Origin of the sequence: Corynebacterium sp. p3-SID1056 (assembly GCF_025152525.1) — a bacterium.
Classification (GTDB): domain Bacteria; phylum Actinomycetota; class Actinomycetes; order Mycobacteriales; family Mycobacteriaceae; genus Corynebacterium.
In genome coordinates this window covers 57,562-72,878 of sequence record NZ_JALXXL010000004.1, presented here as the reverse complement: position 1 = coordinate 72,878, position 15,317 = coordinate 57,562, and the positions used below count along the sequence as shown (strand labels likewise).

Genomic DNA, 15,317 nt, shown 5'->3' with positions numbered 1-15,317 from the left:
TTTAGTCACTTTCTCCACTACCGGACAGCGCGCCAGCGCCGCCGATAATCTCGGTGATTTCCTGGGTGATTTTTGCCTGACGGGCTTGGTTTGCCTCTCGCGACAGGTTGTTCGCCAGGTCGGTGGCGTTATCCGTCGCGTTCTTCATCGCCGTACGGCGAGAAGCGGACTCCGAAGCCGATGCTTCCAAGAAGATCGAGTAGAGCGACCTGGAAACATATGCCGGAAGCAGCTCTGCCAGCAGGGTGTCCGGATCCGGCTCAAAGCTCATATCCGGGCTCACAGTGCCGGTCTGCTCCAGCATGCTCTCCTGCTCGTACTCGAATTCCTCGAGGACGGGCTCGATCGGGAGCAGCTGGTGGACGCGTGCTTCCTGCGACAGCATGGACACGAACTCGGTGTAGACAACGTGTACCTGGTCGAAACCACGCACTGCCTGGCCCTCCGGGGCGTTGAGCCCCTCGCGCCACTTTGCGTTGCCTTCGGAGCTCGCCATGAAGCCGTCAATGATGTGGCGACGCACGTCGTGCGTCTCCTCCCACGACGGTTTCTGCGACCATCCGGTCCATGTACCAGCGACATCCATGTCACGGAAACGGTAGTGGGTCACGCCCTTGTTTCCGGTGACGTAGCGAACCACCTCGTAGCCGGCGTCGCTAAGCATGCGCTCGAGCTCTGCCGCCTTCTTCAATACGTTGTGGTTGTAGCCGCCAGCCATACCGCGGTCGGAGGTGACCACGAGGATTGCTGCGACTCGACCGTTCTCACGCTCGCGGAGCATGGGGTGGTCGAGGGAGCTCGCAGCCGCGAGGCGTTCCATGACGTCTTGCATCTCGTCTGCGTACGGCTTTGCCGCAGCGACGCGAGCCTGGGCCTTGGTGATCTGCGAAGTCGCGATCAGCTCCTGGGCCTTGGTGATTTTCTTCGTGGAGTTGACTGACCTAATGCGGTCACGCAATTCGCGAAGTGTTGCCATGGTGTGTGTTCCTCCCTTCCTTTATGTAGGTCCTAAAAGTTCCGCTTGTGGCAGAAATTAGGACTGGCTGACGTTGAGCTTGTTCTTGGATACTTCGCCGGCATCCAGGGGCTTGACCTCCGGCTCGCGCACGATGCGCTCACCGGACGAAGCCTGGAAGGTGCGAGCGAACTCTTCGTTGACGCGCTTGATGGCGTCCTTCGAAGCATCGTCCAGCGGCTTGCCGCCTTCGATCTGCGAGAAGACCTCAGGTGCAGAGGAGCGGATCGCTTCCTGCAGCTCGGTCTCGTAACGGCGCACATCCTCGACGGGAACGACGTCGAAGAGGCCCTCGTTCGCAGCCCAGATAGAAACAATCTGGTACTCGACTGCCTGCGGTGCGTTCTCGGACTGCTTGAGCAGCTCGACGAGGCGCTGGCCGCGCTCCAGCTGCTTCTTGGAAGCAGCATCCAGGTCGGACGCGAAGGCAGCGAATGCCTCGAGATCGCGGTAAGCAGCAAGGTCCAGACGCAGGTTACCTGCGACCTTCTTCATGCCCTTGGTCTGTGCGGCACCACCGACACGGGAGACGGAAATACCCACGTCGATAGCCGGACGCACGCCCTGGTTGAACAGGTCGGACTGCAGGAAGACCTGGCCGTCCGTAATGGAGATGACGTTGGTCGGAATGAACGCGCCCACGTCGTTTGCCTTGGTCTCGATGATCGGCAGCGCGGTGAGCGAGCCGGCACCCAGCTCGTCGTTCAGCTTCGCTGCACGCTCCAGCAGACGGGAGTGCAGGTAGAACACGTCACCCGGGTATGCCTCGCGGCCCGGCGGACGGCGCAGCAGCAGCGAGATCGCACGGTAGGCCTCAGCCTGCTTGGTCAGATCATCGTAGATGACCAGGACGTGCTTGCCCTGGTACATCCAGTGCTGGCCCAGGGCAGCGCCGGAGAACGGCGCGAGCCACTTGAAGCCTGCGGAGTCAGACGCCGGTGCAGCCACGATCGTGGTGTACTCGAGCGCGCCGTGGTCCTCCAGGGTCTTGCGCACACCAGCGATGGTGGAACCCTTCTGGCCCACTGCCACGTAGATGCAGCGCACCTGCTTCGACGGGTCACCGGTCTCCCAGAACGGCTTCTGGTTGAGGATGGTGTCGATGCAGACCGCGGTCTTACCGGTCTTACGGTCACCAATGATGAGCTGACGCTGGCCACGGCCGATCGGGGTCATGGCGTCAATCGCCTTCATACCCGTCTGCAGCGGCTCCTCGACCGGCTGGCGGTCAAGCACGCCTGCGGCCTGGAGTTCCAGGGCACGCTCTTCTTTGGACTCGATTGGGCCAAGGCCGTCGATCGGCTGACCCAGGGGGTTGATTACGCGACCAAGGAAGTCCTCCCCAACGGGGATGGACAGGACCTCGCCCGTCCGCTTGACTTCGTCGCCTTCTGTCAGGGACTCAAAGTTACCCAGGACCACCACACCGATGGAATCGGTGTCGAGGTTCTGTGCGACGCCAATGACGCCATTCGGGAACTCGAGCAGCTCGTTCGTCATGCACCCTGGCAGCCCGGAAACCTGGGCAATACCATCTGCAGCCGAAGTCACCACGCCGACCTCCTCACGGGAGGCCTCCGCGGAGTAGCTCGAGGTGTAGTTCGCTATCGCGCTACGGATCTCATCGGAGGAGATCGTCAGCTCCGCCATGTTCTTCCTGCTCTCGGTAGTTTCTTCCAGCATTATCTTCGTTCTCAAAGGGTCGCGTTCGCGGCAACGTCGGTACGCAGGCGGGCTAGCTTGCCGCGCGTGGAACCGTCAATTACCTCATCGCCAACACGGATTACCAACCCACCGAGGAGGCTGGGGTCAACCTCGGAGTGGATAGCAATCTCACGACCGTAAATCTTCTCAAGCTTCTGCGTCAGGACGTCACGCTGGGAGTCAGAAAGCCCCTCAGCAGTGGCGACACGTGCCACGGTCTTGCCCCGCAGACCGGCGAGCTCGGTGGCCAGCGCCACCAGATCGTCCACCGGGTTGTGCTGCGGGCGGCCGATGACCTGCAAAGCCAAAGCCTCGGTGAACATCGTCACCTTGCCGTAAATCACGTTAGCCAGCAGCCCTCGCTTCTTCTCGGATACCGCAGTGCGGTCCGACAACAGCTGGGTCAGATCCTTCTCGCGCTCCAGCAGGGTGGAAAGCTGGTAGAGCTCCTCCTCCACCTGCTCGAGCTTGCCGTCCTTCTCGGCGCCGCGCGCAATAGCACGACGGCCAAGGTTGACAAGCCCGGTGCGGAATTCGCGCGGGGTGGACCACTCCTGCTCCGCTGCTGCCAGCAGAATCTGCAGGGTCGGCTCCGCGACTTTTCCGCCAAACACGTCGCGCATAACGCCGGTGCGCTGAGCGCCGCTTACCGAGCTGTCGGCAACGGCGATGCGCAGCGCGCGCTCCCCGTCGAGCTGGTCGACGATGAGGAACAGTTCCGCGCCGATGTTCATCGCAGTGGCGACGGCGTTGTCGGAATTCTGGATCAGCTGATCGAGCTGTTCCGAGACCTTTGCTTGTGCTTCGCGACTCGCTGCCTTCATCTCGCCTACTTTCTCGTCGAGACGTTGTCGAGCTCAGAGAGGAAGGAATCGATCGTGTTCGAGCGGCGGGTCGAATCCGACAGCTCGGTGCCCAGCAGGCGCTCGGCAAGGTTGATCGAGTTCTGGCCTAGATCGTTGCGCAGCTCGGCAACGACCTGCTCACGGGAAGCCAGAAGCTGCTTCTCTCCAGCTTCTACAATGCGCTTGGACTCAGCCTCGGCACGGTCGCGAGATTCCGCCTCGATCTCCTTGCCCTTTGCACGGGCAGCTTCACGGATCGCAGCGGCCTCGGCGCGTGCCTCAGCGAGCTCTGCATTGTTCTTTTCCAGGGCAGCCGACGCTTCAGCCTGGGCAGCCTGAGCGCGCTCAATGCCACCCTTGATTTGGTCTTCGCGCTCCGCCAACACTTCCTGGAACTTCGGAAGCACGTACTTCCAGAAGAGGAGGAAGATAATGATGAAGACGACAAGCGACCAAACCACGTCGTACGGAGCGGGGAAGAGAATGGAAGGCTCCGACGTAAACGGAATGTCCTCCGACCCTTCAGCCGCCACGAGAAATTCGTTGACGTTAGTCATTGGTTGCTCCTGTTCTAAAAAATGGACTCTTAACGCTAGGTTCGCTAGCTCTTCTTAGAACAGGAAGCCGGCAACAAGGCCGATGAGGGCAAGTGCCTCGACGAAGGCGATACCCAGGAACATGGTGGTACGCAGCTGGCCAGCCATCTCCGGCTGACGAGCCATACCCTCGACGGTCTTGCCGACGAGCATGCCGATACCGATGCCAGGGCCGATGGTTGCGATGCCGTAGCCGATGGACTGCAGGCCGTCGAACGCGGTGACAGTCTCGTTTGCCTGGGCGAGGATGATGTCGTTCATGTGAAAGTCGTTCCCTTTCTAGGTGCTCCCCCGCGTCCTTGGTGCGGGAGAACGAGTGACAATGTGGAGGGGTTATTCAGTTAGGCCGTGTGGTCGCGCCATTGTTAGTGCGCATCCGCATGCAACGAAAGCTCAATGTAGACCGCCGTCAGCAGCGCAAAAATGTATGCCTGCAGGAAGATGACGATCAGCTCATAGAGCGTAAACAGGATCGCTGCAATGATGGTCAGGCCACTGAAACCAGTCCATGCGTTGAGCTGCCAGAAGAAGAAGTTCGTGGCAGAGTACAGCAGAACTAGAATGATGTGGCCGGCCAGGAAGTTCGCCATGAGACGAATTGCCAGGGTGACCGGACGCAGAATGAACGTCGAGAAGATCTCGATCGGTACCACCAGGATGTGGAGGAACCACGGCAGTCCAGGAATGACGGTGGAGTGCTTGAAGTAAGCAATTCCGTAGCGCTGCACGCCTGCGTAGATCATCGCGATGTATGCAACAGCAGCCAGCACGATCGGCATACCGATGCGCGCGTTAGGCGAGATGTTGAGGAAAGGAATGATCGTCGCAGCATTCATGAACAGCACGGTGAAGAAGATGGTGGCGATGACCGGCAGGAACCGCTTGCCGTCCTTCTTCCCCAGCGTGTCTTCTGCGATGTGGATGCGGACAAAGTCCACACCCATTTCTGCGAAGTTTTGCAGACCCTTAGGAACCAGCTGAGGCTTCCTAAAGGCAATAACAAAGAGGATCGCAAGGATCGCTGCCACGAAAAGGCGGACGATCATGATGCGATCCAGCGCGAACCATCCATTGGCAAAGTCTTCACCAATGAACTGGCCGTACGTGTGCCCCGGGAAAATTTCTGGACCAAGTTCGGGTGCGTGGAAACTACCCTTCATGGCCAAAGTTGTAACGCTCAGCGTTCTCTCCCGTTCTCGGGCCGCATTCGGGTGAATGCGGTGCGATGGACGTCTTCATCAAGGCTGTCTCCCACGGCGGACTCCGTCGCACATCTGCTACCGCGGGGACAGGGGAGTCTCTTTAAGGCAGCGTGAGCCAGCATGCGCTGGGCAGTCCCCTGCCTCAAGTAAGCCCGTCGGATACTTTAACAGGTCATCGTGAGTTTCCTGGACTTTGGGGGCCGCGTCACACATGCAGCGCACACCACTACCCGATTTCGGGGTAAAGCTGCACTACAAACGGCATGTTTTCACCCCTGTAATGTCTGTCACACAACCGCGAACAGGGGTAGTGTTTTTCGCACTTTCAGGCACCATCCGCACGCCGCAGACAATCGTCGACGACCGGCGCGCTACCCCAAGTAGGCAGTGCGCGAGGTGATCACGCCCCATGCCTCTGCAGTCAGCGCGACCACGAGGGCTGCGAGCGTCGTGACGGCAAAGGCGGTGTTGTCATAAAACTCGAAGCCACGCAACCAGACGAAGAGCAAAATCAAGACCACCATCTTGACTAGCCACCCGCCGAGCACCACTGCCATGGTCATACTGGGCGTGGAATTCGATGTCGCCAGCACCGACGCTGCGGTGGCAAGCACGAAGCCGCCGCCAATGGCCACGCCCATCAGCACGCCCCAAATGCCCGGCAGCTCGCGCGCCGCGCCCCACCCCATAAGGCTGAGAACTGTGAGCGCAAGAAGCGCACCTGCCGCGATCTTCAGCGCGCGGATAATGGGCAAGCGCTGGTCGGTGAACTCGTCGGTATCGCGTACGTTCAGGTCAGGCTTGGAAGTGCTGGCGTTGCTTGGGTCCGGCGTGGAAGTACTCACGCTGCGCCATCTTACCCAACCTGAGCCGGCGCTTATGCGCCCACTCGCCTACTTTGGTGCCCTCGTCGGTCCGATCTTGCCCGCCCGCAGGGGCACGAGCGTGAGCAAGAAGGCCGCGAGCAGCAACGCGAGCGTGAACACCACTGCCACCTGGGGCGGCACCACGGAAAAGCTCACGGCGCCGAAGGCGACTGCCGCCACCCACAGGTAAAGCACCACAACCGTGCGTCGGTGCGTGTGCCCCAGGCGTAGCAGCCGGTGGTGAATGTGCCCGGAATCCGCAGCGAATGGGCTCTGGCCGCGCGCCGTGCGGCGCACGACAGCCCACAGGAGATCCGCCACCGGCAACGCGATCGCCGCCAGCACCACGATGATCGGGCTCACCAGCGCGACCAGGTCTGCTGTGCCATACAGCGACATGTTGATCTTGCCCGACGCCGAAATCGACGCTGCGGCGAGCAGCAACCCAATAAGCATCGCCCCGGAGTCCCCCATGAAAATCCGCGCTGGCTCAAAGTTATGCGGCAAAAACCCTGCGCAAATGCCCACGAGCGCAGCGCAAATAATCGCTGGCGGGTAGGCCGAGACCGCGCCGCCCTGCTCGTGGAGGACGGTGAGCGAAAAGACGAGAATCGCGCTGCCGGCGATCATGCCGATGCCAGCAGCCAACCCGTCGATGCCGTCGACAAAGTTCACGGCATTGACCAGGAGCACGGTAAACACCGCCCCGAGTGCCATCCCTTGCACTTGATCCAGGATCAGCGTTGTGCCCTCGCCGAAAGGCAGGAAAAACACCGTGAAGGAGATGCCCAACACGCTCATGATGATTGCGGCGAAAAACTGCCCTATCAGCTTCGCTAGTGCCCCGAGCTCGTAGAGGTCGTCGATAATGCCGACGACCACGATGGCGAACGCCCCTGCAAGCACAGCAGTCATTTCCGGGGTGATCGGCGCGAACCCGCGGGTCAGGGCGGGCAGCTGTTCGGCGAGAAAGACGGCGCACACGAAGCCGGTGAACATCGCGAGCCCGCCCACCGAGGGGGTGGGCTGCGTGTGGACGTCACGCTTGCGAATCTCCGCGACCCGCCCGGTCCGCACGAGCAGCGAGCGAACCGGGCCCGTGGCCAGATAGGTAATTGCCGCCGCGACCAGGAGCACCAGTCCGAGCTCGCGCAGCGGCACTCCCGCTCCCGTCATCTCCTAGCGCCTCCGCAACTGCTCCGGGTCAAGGTTTAAGACTTCACCGATGCGCTCAGCGCTGATCGCCGCCTCGCGCAGAATGACCGGCTGCGGCCCGGAGATGTCCACGATGGTGGAGGGTTCCCCCACCTTCGCATCCCCGCCGTCAAGGTAGATACCGACGGCGTCTCCAAACTGCTGCTTGGCGTTTGCGGCGTTGAGCGCAGGCGGATTGCCTGAAATGTTGGCCGAGGATACAGCCATCGGGCCGGTACGCTGTAGCAATTCAAGGGCGAGCGGCTGATTTGGCATGCGCAGTAACACCGTGCCGCGGGTATCGCCGAGGTTCCACGGCAGGCTCGGTGCCTCCGGCACGACGATGGAAAGCCCGCCCGGCCAGAACGCCTCAACCAGAGTCTTCGCGGTATCCGAAAACTCTCGCACGAGTCCCTGAATCGTGGTCCAGGATCCGACGAGCACCGGCACCGGCATATCTGGGCCCCGCCGCTTGGTGGCAAGCAGGCTCGCCACCGCGTCGTTGTTAAACGCGTCTGCGCCGATGCCGTAGACCGTATCGGTCGGCAGCACGATGCATCGCCCTGCCTGCACCGCGTCCACCGCGGCGCTCAGCCCTGCTTCCCGCTCTTGCGGATCGAGACAGTGATAAATCTTGCTCCCCATTGGGCTCCTTTACTCCCTTATCGGCTACAGCTTACTCGCACAGACAAACCGCTCTCGCCCAGCGAGATCGCGCAAGGGCTCGGGGCGGTCAAAGGCACCGTTGGCACTGATCACCGCGCGCGTGCTTTCCGACGTCGCGTCGTCGTGTTCCACGCCCAACCAGCCACCAGGACGCAAAAGCCGCGCTGCGACCGGCACGAGCCCGCGGATGGCGTCCATCCCGTCGGCGCCAGAGAAGACGGCCTCGTGCGGGTCGTGGTAGACCTCCGGGTCGAGGTCGGGTGTCTCCGGTACGTACGGCGGGTTGGCCACGACCAGGTCGACCCGTCCTCGCAGCTCCGGCAGGAGTTCGGGATCGGTCATGGAGGCGTCGACAAGCGTGAGGCGCACGTTGTTGGTGGCCGCATTGCGCGCGGCGTATTCGCGCGCGATCGGCGAAAGCTCCACCGCGGTGACCTGCGCGGTTGGGATGTGGTGGCCGATGTAGATCGCCAGCGCACCCGAGCCGGTGCCTAGGTCCACCACGGTCGGGCGTGGCGTGCCTGCGAGCCTGCGCACCGCCCAATCGGCGAGTACCTCGGTTTCCGGTCGCGGGATAAACACGCCGGGGCCGACCTCCAACTCGAGTGGGCCGAAAGGCGCGGTGCCGGTGATGTGCTGTAGCGGCTCTCGAGTCGCGCGTCGTGCAATGGCGGCCTCGAAAGCCGGGGCAAACTCGTCGCTTGGCTCGGCGAAGGCCATGCCCATCGGGCTCGTGCCCAGGAAGTGGGCGGCGATGAGACGGGCGTCGACCTCGGGGGTGGGCACGCCGGCGTCGGCAAGCGTGGCCGCCGCCCGCGAGAGCACCTCGCGCATAGCGGGCCTACTCTGCTTCAAGGCGCTCCTGGCGCTCGTGCGTCTGCAGCGCGGTGATGAGATCGTCCAGATTGCCGTCGAGCACCGAATCCAGGTTGTTCGCCTTGAAGTTGATGCGGTGATCGGAGATGCGGTTTTCCGGCCAGTTGTAGGTGCGGATGCGCTCGGAGCGGTCCATGGTGCGCACCTGGGACGCGCGGCCCTCGGCCTCCGCAGCCTCGAGCTTCTCGCGCTCCAGCTGCTCAAGGCGGGCCTGGAGCACCTGCATCGCACGCGCACGGTTTTGAATCTGCGAACGCTCGTTCTGGCAGGTCACCACGATGTTTGTGGGCAGGTGAGTGATGCGCACCGCCGAGTCGGTGGTGTTCACACCCTGGCCGCCCTTACCGGAGGAACGGTAGACATCCACGCGAATGTCCTTTTCATCGATGTTGACGCTTTCGACCTCGTCGGCCTCCGGGAATACGTACACGCCCGCCGCTGAGGTCTGGATACGCCCCTGCGACTCGGTGACCGGCACGCGCTGGACGCGGTGCACGCCACCCTCGAACTTCAGCTTCGACCAGGCTCCGTCGCGCGAAGGGTTCTTCGCCTTGACCGAGACCGTCATGTCCTTGATGCCGCCCAGGTCGGTTTCCGCTGCGTCGAGCACGTCCCACTTCAGGCCGTGCTTTTCGCAGTACTTCTGGTACATGCGGGCCAGGTCGCCGGCAAAGAGTGCGGCCTCCTCGCCGCCCGCGCCAGCCTTCAGCTCCATGATGACGTCGTCGCCATCGTGCTCGTCGCGCGGGGCGAGCAAGTCCGCGAGCTGCTCCTCCAGCTGCACGATCTCTGCGGCGAGGCGCTCGGCTTCCTCTGCGAACTCCTTGTCCTCGCTCGCCATCTCGGCGGCCGCCTCGTGGTCATCCTTCGCCTGCTGAAGGGCGTCGTTGGCCTTGATGATCGGCTGCAGCTCCGCGTAGCGCTTGGACAGCTTGCGGAAGAGCTGCTGGTTGGAGGTCACCTCCGGATCGCTCATCTGCGCCTGGATGCCCTGGTACTCAGCGACGTAGTCATCAACCAGTGAGACTTCGTTTGCCATTTACTTGTACTCCTCCGAGTCCTGGTCAGCGACCATCGGCGCAGAATTCGCTACGCCCATGAGGAACTCACCGTTGGATTTCGTCTTCTTCAGCTGCTTAATCAGCATATCGATCGACTGCTGCGGGTCCAGCGCCGACAGGATTCGGCGCAGCTTGTGCATCACGCGCGTCTCCTCCGGGCTCATCAACAGGTCATCCTTGCGGGTGCCGGACGGGTTGACATCCACGGCCGGGAAGACGCGGCGCTCGGCGATCTTGCGGTCCAGCTTCAACTCCGCGTTACCCGTGCCCTTGAACTCCTCGAAGATCACGGTGTCGCCGGCGGAACCAGTCTCCACCATCGCGGTGGCGATGATCGTCAACGAGCCCCCCTCTTCGATGTTGCGGGCGGCACCCAGGAAGCGCTTCGGCGGGTACAGCGCGTTGGAGTCCACGCCGCCGGAGAGAATGCGGCCCGACGCCGGAGAGGAGTTGTTGTACGCGCGGCCCAGGCGGGTAATCGAGTCCAGCAGGACGACGACGTCCTGGCCCATCTCCACCAGACGCTTCGCGCGCTCGATGGCCAGCTCCGCCACGGCGGTGTGCTCTGAGGGCGGACGGTCGAAGGTCGAAGCAATGACCTCGCCCTTGACGCTGCGCTGCATGTCCGTGACTTCCTCGGGGCGCTCGTCCACCAGCACCACCATGAGGTAGCACTCGGGGTTGTTCGTGGCGATCGCGTTCGCGATGTTCTGCAGGATCGTCGTCTTACCAGCCTTCGGCGGGGAGACGATCAGCGCGCGCTGGCCCTTACCAATCGGCATGACCAAGTCGATCACGCGCGTGGTCAGGATCTTCGGCTCGGTTTCTAAGCGCAAGCGCTTGTTGGGGTACAGCGGGGTGAGCTTGTGGAACTCAGCGCGCTGCTTGGCTTCCTCCGGGTTCATACCGTTGACGGAGTCGACGCGGACCAGCTGGTTGTAGCGCTGCCGGTTGCGTCCGGAACCGTGCGAGTGGCCCTGCCCGTTCTGGCGGACCTGGCCGATCACGGCGTCGCCTGCGCGCAAGCCATTCTGGCGCACAAGCTTCTGGTTGACGTAGACGTCAGCGCTGTTCTTGCGGTAGCCGGTCGTACGAATAAACGCCGCGTTGTTGTCCACGATGTCGACAATGCCGGCGACTTCCTGCAGCTCCTCCGGGTCAAACTGCTGGTTGTTGTCCTGCTGGTTGTGCTGGTTATCGCGGTTGCGGTTCCGGTTCCGGCGGTTGCGACGGCCGCGGCGGCCGCCCTGGTTACCGTCGTCGTTGTTGTCTCGGTTGTTGTTGCGCCCACCGCGGTTGTGCTGCTTGTTGTTGCGGCCGCCGTGATTGTCCTGCTCGTCGCCGTTGTTCCTCTCGCCGCGGTTGCGTTGCTTGCCGTCGCGGTCGGAGCCCTGCTCGCCGTCACCGTGCTGATTGTTGCCGTGCTGGTCGTTACCGTGCTCGCGGCGCTCTTCCTCGTGGCGGGCCCGGTTCCGACGTGCGCGGCGAGCTGCGGAACGGGACTCGTACTTCTGCCCGCCCTGGTCGCCGTCACCGTGCTGGTCGGCTTTGTCGCCCTGCTCGCGATCCTGCTTCTCGGCCTTCTTCTCCTCCGCGTTGGGCGCAGCGTGCTCCCCCTCTGCTGGCCCAGCGGCGCGACGCGAGGCGCGACGCCGCTGACCGGCCTTCTCCTCGGAAGCAGGCGCGTCGTTGCTGCCCTCGTTGGCCGCTGCGGCCTCCGCAGCGGCGGCGCGTGCCTTGCGCGGCACCTCGCCGGTCACGATCGCCTGGATGAGGTCGCCCTTGCGCAGCGCGGAGACGCCCTTGAGGCCCTGTGCCGCAGCAATCTTGCGCAGCTCAGGGATTTTCAGTGCGGAAAGTTCGGCAGTGTTGCCGCTAGCTGCCGCGTTACCCGTGTCGGTCACGAATGTCCTTTCGTCGCTTGACCAGTGTTGTCTACGCGCCCTGCGGTGTGTTCCCGCGCGGGCGTACTGGAAGCCTTGCGTGTGCAGTATGAAAAACTGTGAAGCTGTTGATGACGGGCGATGCCGCCACACTCGCACCCCTCACCATGGCCGTGCACTGTGGTGATGTACTGGCCTGTGCTCCTGGCGACAGCCCTTCGCGGCCCGTCGCAGCTTCAGTGCCTGAAGCCTTGAAGTCTCGGGAGATAGCGGGGTATGTGGGCGCGCCCGTTACAGCATTGCCCAGCGCCGCGAATCTGCGGTGCGGCCATGCAGCACACACGAGACAGCCACGAATGACTCTAGTGGTGCTACGGCACGATGTGGGCACGGTTGCAAACCCGGCAATTAGTGTAACGCATCTTCGCCAGATCGTAATGTTGGGCCGCGCGTTTCTCGTTGGCCGCGGCGAGAATTTGGCCCCGCTTTCGCCCGGCGCGCCACGGGCTAGACTTAGGCGCATGCTTTCAACGATGCAGGAAGTGCCGTTCTCTGTCGCTCAGATTTTGCGCTATGGGGCGCAGACGCACGGCTCGACGAAGTGCACCACGTGGCGCGCCAGCGGTGCGGAGGAGTGCACCTTCGCAGATATCGGCGCTCGCGCAAGTGCGTTCGCCAATGCGTTGCACGATGATTTGGGCATCGACGGCGATCAGCGGGTGGCCACCTTTATGTACAACTGCGCCGAGCACCTCGAGGTGATGTTCGCGGTGGCGGCCAAGGGTGCGGTGTTTACCCCGCTGAATATCCAGCTGATGGAGGATCAGATCGCCTACATTGTCAACCACTCGGAGGCGAAGATCATCGTCGCCGATCCACGGCTTGCCCCCAAGCTGGGCCGTTTGCTCCAGCATTGCCCGCTGGTAGAAACGGTCGTCTTCACCGGTGCGGATCCGCTCGCAGAGGTCACCGCGGATGCCGCGCCGATGCCCGAGTGGGTGAAGTTGGAAAGCTATGAAATGCTTCTCGACGGCCGCAGCACCGTCTTCCCCTGGCCCACCCTGCCCGAGAACACGGCCGCGGCGCTGGTGTACTCGACTGCGACGACCGGTGCGCCGAAGGGCGTGGCGTACTCGCACCGCTCGCTGTGGCTGGAGGCAACCAGCCTGCGCGCGATGGACTCGCTGGCGGTCACGCACGGCGAGTCCTTCCTGTGCTGCATTCCGATTTATCACGTGCTGAGTTGGGGCGTGCCTTTTGCCGCGTTCCTCGCGGGTGCGCCGTTGGTGCTGCCGGATTCTGACATGTCTGCGCCGACGCTCGCCAAGCTCATCGCGTCGACGCACCCGCGTGTCGCCCACGGCGTGCCCACGCTGTGGATTCAGCTCATGGTGCACTACCTGCACAATCCGCCGGAGCGCATGAGTTTGCAGGAGCTGTTTGTGGGAGGCTCGCCGGCCCCGCCAGCGCTGATCAAGATGTGGGAGGAACGCTATGGCGTGGACGTGGTCCACGTCTGGGGTATGACGGAGACCTCGACGGTGGGCACGGTCGCGCGCCCGCCTTCGGGTGCCTCCGGTGAGGCACGCTGGGCCTACCGCATTTCGCAGGGACGCTTCTCCCCCGCCCTGGAGTACCGGGTGGTCAACGACGGCGAGGTGATGGCATCTACTGACCTCACACAGGGCGAGATCCAGGTGCGGGGCAACATCGTCGCGAAGGGTTACTACCACTCGCCGACGCAGGAAGCAGGCGAGCTTGCGTCTGAGTTCCGTGGCGAGACCATCACGGACGCAAGGAAGCACTTCACGGCCGATGGGTGGTTGCGCACCGGCGATGTGGGCACGGTGACCCACGACGGGTTTATGACGCTCTACGACCGTGCCCGTGACGTTATCCGTTCCGGCGGCGAGTGGATTTACTCGGCCCAGGTGGAAAACCTCATTATGGAATCGGATGTTGTCATCGAGTGCGCCGTCATCGGCATCCCTGACAAGAAGTGGGGCGAGCGTCCGCTCGCGGTGACCAAGCTGATCAAGGGGATCGAGGGCTCAGCCCGGACGGCTGAGCGGCTGCGCGAGGGCTTGTCCTCGGTGCTGCCGAAATGGATGGCACCGGAGTACTGGACGTTTGTGGAATCCATTGACAAGACCTCGGTGGGCAAGTTTGACAAGAAGGACCTGCGCAAGCACTTGGCGCGCGAAGAGTACGACATCATCGCGCTGCCGGGGCCAGGCAACCGTTCGCATGGCAACCCCTCGACGGCCGAGGTGGAGGCAGCCCACCCGGCAGACGGCGAAAGTCAACGTTCCTAATTTTTGCCCCATCTTCTCGTGATTATTCGGAAAGCGCGGGGCAAACCCTTATAGTGGGGACACTATGCCCAACACACGCACGCTGGATGATCAATACGGCCGCACCGCCCGCGACCTGCGGGTCAGCCTCACCGACCGGTGTAACCTGCGCTGCACGTATTGCATGCCCGCAGAGGGGCTTGAGTGGATGCCGACGGAGCAGGCGTTGAGCGACGAAGAGACGATCCGCCTCATTCGCCTTGCGGTGGAATCACTGGGTATCCACCAGGTGCGATTTACCGGGGGCGAGCCGCTGCTACGCAAATCGCTCGAAGACATCGTTGCAGCCACGAAGCAGCTGCGTATCGACGGTGGCGACACCGCTCCGACCACTGCGCTGACCACAAATGCGCTCGGGTTGGCCAAGCGCGCCGACGCCCTTGCGGCGGCGGGCCTGGACCGCATTAACGTCTCTTTAGACACCACCAGCCCGGACCTTTTCGCGCGCTTGACCCGTCGGGACCGCATTCAGGACGTGTTCGCCGGCATCGACGCCGCGCTCGCCGCGGGGCTGACCCCGGTGAAAGTCAACGCGGTGGTGATGCCCGGCGTCAACGAGCATGGCATCCTTGACCTCGTCGACTTCGCGTTAGACAAGGGCCTTCAGCTGCGCTTTATCGAGCAGATGCCGCTTGGTCCCCGCGAGAAATGGAAGCGCGGCGACATGGTCACCGCGAGCGAGATTCTTGCGCAGGTGGAAACTCGCTTCCGGCTTACCCCGGCGGAAAAACCGCGCGGCTCCGCGCCCGCGGCACTGTGGAAGATCACTGACGGTACGCGCGAGGGCACACTCGGCGTGATCGCCTCGGTCACGCACCCCTTCTGCGGTGCGTGCGATCGGACTCGTCTCACCACCGATGGCGCTATCCGCGCCTGCCTCTTCTCCAAGACCGCCGACGAGGTCTCGCTGCGCGACCTCATGCGCGCGGGCGCAAGCGACGCAGCACTCGCCGACGCGTGGGCGGAGGCGATGTGGTTGAAGAAGCCGGGGCACGGCATTAACGACGTCGGCTTTTTGCAACCGGAGCGCACCATGAGCGAGATCGGCGGCTAGC

Annotated in this window: 14 protein-coding genes; 2 read left to right on the top strand and 12 right to left on the bottom strand. The window is 62.9% G+C overall.

Annotated features, from left to right (window positions below; genetic code table 11):
• Window position 1: 1 nt before the first annotated feature.
• From M3G14_RS04840 to rho, 12 genes are all read right to left on the bottom strand, one after another.
• Window positions 2-976 carry a F0F1 ATP synthase subunit gamma gene (locus tag M3G14_RS04840; protein WP_259925075.1) on the bottom strand — a complete coding sequence of 325 codons (975 nt, stop codon included), beginning with the start codon at window positions 974-976 and terminating at the stop codon, window positions 2-4.
• 57 nt (window positions 977-1,033) lie between these two features.
• Entirely contained in the window at window positions 1,034-2,698 is a 1,665-nt protein-coding gene (gene atpA, locus M3G14_RS04835) for a F0F1 ATP synthase subunit alpha (protein ID WP_259925074.1), read from the bottom strand.
• Window positions 2,699-2,709: 11 nt separating this feature from the next.
• A complete protein-coding gene (locus tag M3G14_RS04830; RefSeq protein WP_259925071.1) occupies window positions 2,710-3,543 on the bottom strand; it encodes a F0F1 ATP synthase subunit delta in 834 nt (277 codons plus the stop codon).
• Between the two features lie 5 nt (window positions 3,544-3,548).
• Window positions 3,549-4,121 carry a F0F1 ATP synthase subunit B gene (locus M3G14_RS04825; protein WP_259925070.1) on the bottom strand — a complete coding sequence of 191 codons (573 nt, stop codon included), beginning with the start codon at window positions 4,119-4,121 and terminating at the stop codon, window positions 3,549-3,551.
• 54 nt (window positions 4,122-4,175) lie between these two features.
• The gene (locus M3G14_RS04820; protein WP_038589976.1) at window positions 4,176-4,421 is read right to left on the bottom strand and encodes an ATP synthase F0 subunit C; all 246 of its coding nucleotides are present in this window, start codon (window positions 4,419-4,421) and stop codon (window positions 4,176-4,178) included.
• A gap of 104 nt (window positions 4,422-4,525) precedes the next feature.
• Window positions 4,526-5,320 (bottom strand): F0F1 ATP synthase subunit A, encoded by a 795-nt coding sequence (gene atpB, locus M3G14_RS04815; protein ID WP_259925069.1) that lies wholly within the window; start codon window positions 5,318-5,320, stop codon window positions 4,526-4,528.
• Window positions 5,321-5,733: 413 nt separating this feature from the next.
• Window positions 5,734-6,156, bottom strand: a complete 423-nt coding sequence (locus M3G14_RS04810) for a hypothetical protein (protein WP_259925297.1) — start codon at window positions 6,154-6,156, stop codon at window positions 5,734-5,736.
• Between the two features lie 99 nt (window positions 6,157-6,255).
• A complete protein-coding gene (locus M3G14_RS04805) occupies window positions 6,256-7,404 on the bottom strand; it encodes an MraY family glycosyltransferase (protein ID WP_259925065.1) in 1,149 nt (382 codons plus the stop codon).
• 3 nt (window positions 7,405-7,407) lie between these two features.
• Window positions 7,408-8,067, bottom strand: a complete 660-nt coding sequence (locus M3G14_RS04800; protein ID WP_259925063.1) for an L-threonylcarbamoyladenylate synthase — start codon at window positions 8,065-8,067, stop codon at window positions 7,408-7,410.
• A gap of 24 nt (window positions 8,068-8,091) precedes the next feature.
• The gene (gene prmC, locus M3G14_RS04795; RefSeq protein WP_259925057.1) at window positions 8,092-8,922 is read right to left on the bottom strand and encodes a peptide chain release factor N(5)-glutamine methyltransferase; all 831 of its coding nucleotides are present in this window, start codon (window positions 8,920-8,922) and stop codon (window positions 8,092-8,094) included.
• A 7-nt stretch (window positions 8,923-8,929) separates the two neighbouring features.
• The gene (prfA, locus tag M3G14_RS04790) at window positions 8,930-10,003 is read right to left on the bottom strand and encodes a peptide chain release factor 1 (protein WP_259925056.1); all 1,074 of its coding nucleotides are present in this window, start codon (window positions 10,001-10,003) and stop codon (window positions 8,930-8,932) included.
• On the bottom strand, window positions 10,004-11,929 hold the full coding sequence (gene rho / locus M3G14_RS04785) for a transcription termination factor Rho (RefSeq protein ID WP_259925055.1): 1,926 nt from the start codon (window positions 11,927-11,929) through the stop codon (window positions 10,004-10,006).
• A 500-nt stretch (window positions 11,930-12,429) separates the two neighbouring features.
• Between rho and M3G14_RS04780 the strand changes: the two genes are divergently transcribed.
• On the top strand, window positions 12,430-14,223 hold the full coding sequence (locus M3G14_RS04780; protein WP_259925052.1) for a long-chain fatty-acid--CoA ligase: 1,794 nt from the start codon (window positions 12,430-12,432) through the stop codon (window positions 14,221-14,223).
• A 64-nt stretch (window positions 14,224-14,287) separates the two neighbouring features.
• Window positions 14,288-15,316: a GTP 3',8-cyclase MoaA gene (moaA, locus tag M3G14_RS04775; protein WP_259925051.1), complete on the top strand. Its 1,029-nt coding sequence runs from the start codon at window positions 14,288-14,290 to the stop codon at window positions 15,314-15,316.
• Window position 15,317 lies beyond the last annotated feature (1 nt).

Excerpts from the sequence above, each read along its gene's own strand:
- M3G14_RS04840 (WP_259925075.1), bottom strand. The coding sequence starts at position 976 with ATGGCAACACTTCGCGAATTGCGTGACCGCATTAGGTCAGTCAACTCC.
- moaA (WP_259925051.1), top strand. The coding sequence starts at position 14,288 with ATGCCCAACACACGCACGCTGGATGATCAATACGGCCGCACCGCCCGC.
- M3G14_RS04805 (WP_259925065.1), bottom strand. The coding sequence starts at position 7,404 with ATGACGGGAGCGGGAGTGCCGCTGCGCGAGCTCGGACTGGTGCTCCTG.
- atpA (WP_259925074.1), bottom strand. The coding sequence starts at position 2,698 with ATGCTGGAAGAAACTACCGAGAGCAGGAAGAACATGGCGGAGCTGACG.
- M3G14_RS04825 (WP_259925070.1), bottom strand. The coding sequence starts at position 4,121 with ATGACTAACGTCAACGAATTTCTCGTGGCGGCTGAAGGGTCGGAGGAC.
- prfA (WP_259925056.1), bottom strand. The coding sequence starts at position 10,003 with ATGGCAAACGAAGTCTCACTGGTTGATGACTACGTCGCTGAGTACCAG.
- M3G14_RS04830 (WP_259925071.1), bottom strand. The coding sequence starts at position 3,543 with ATGAAGGCAGCGAGTCGCGAAGCACAAGCAAAGGTCTCGGAACAGCTC.
- M3G14_RS04820 (WP_038589976.1), bottom strand. The coding sequence starts at position 4,421 with ATGAACGACATCATCCTCGCCCAGGCAAACGAGACTGTCACCGCGTTC.
- M3G14_RS04800 (WP_259925063.1), bottom strand. The coding sequence starts at position 8,067 with ATGGGGAGCAAGATTTATCACTGTCTCGATCCGCAAGAGCGGGAAGCA.
- atpB (WP_259925069.1), bottom strand. The coding sequence starts at position 5,320 with ATGAAGGGTAGTTTCCACGCACCCGAACTTGGTCCAGAAATTTTCCCG.
- M3G14_RS04780 (WP_259925052.1), top strand. The coding sequence starts at position 12,430 with ATGCTTTCAACGATGCAGGAAGTGCCGTTCTCTGTCGCTCAGATTTTG.
- prmC (WP_259925057.1), bottom strand. The coding sequence starts at position 8,922 with ATGCGCGAGGTGCTCTCGCGGGCGGCGGCCACGCTTGCCGACGCCGGC.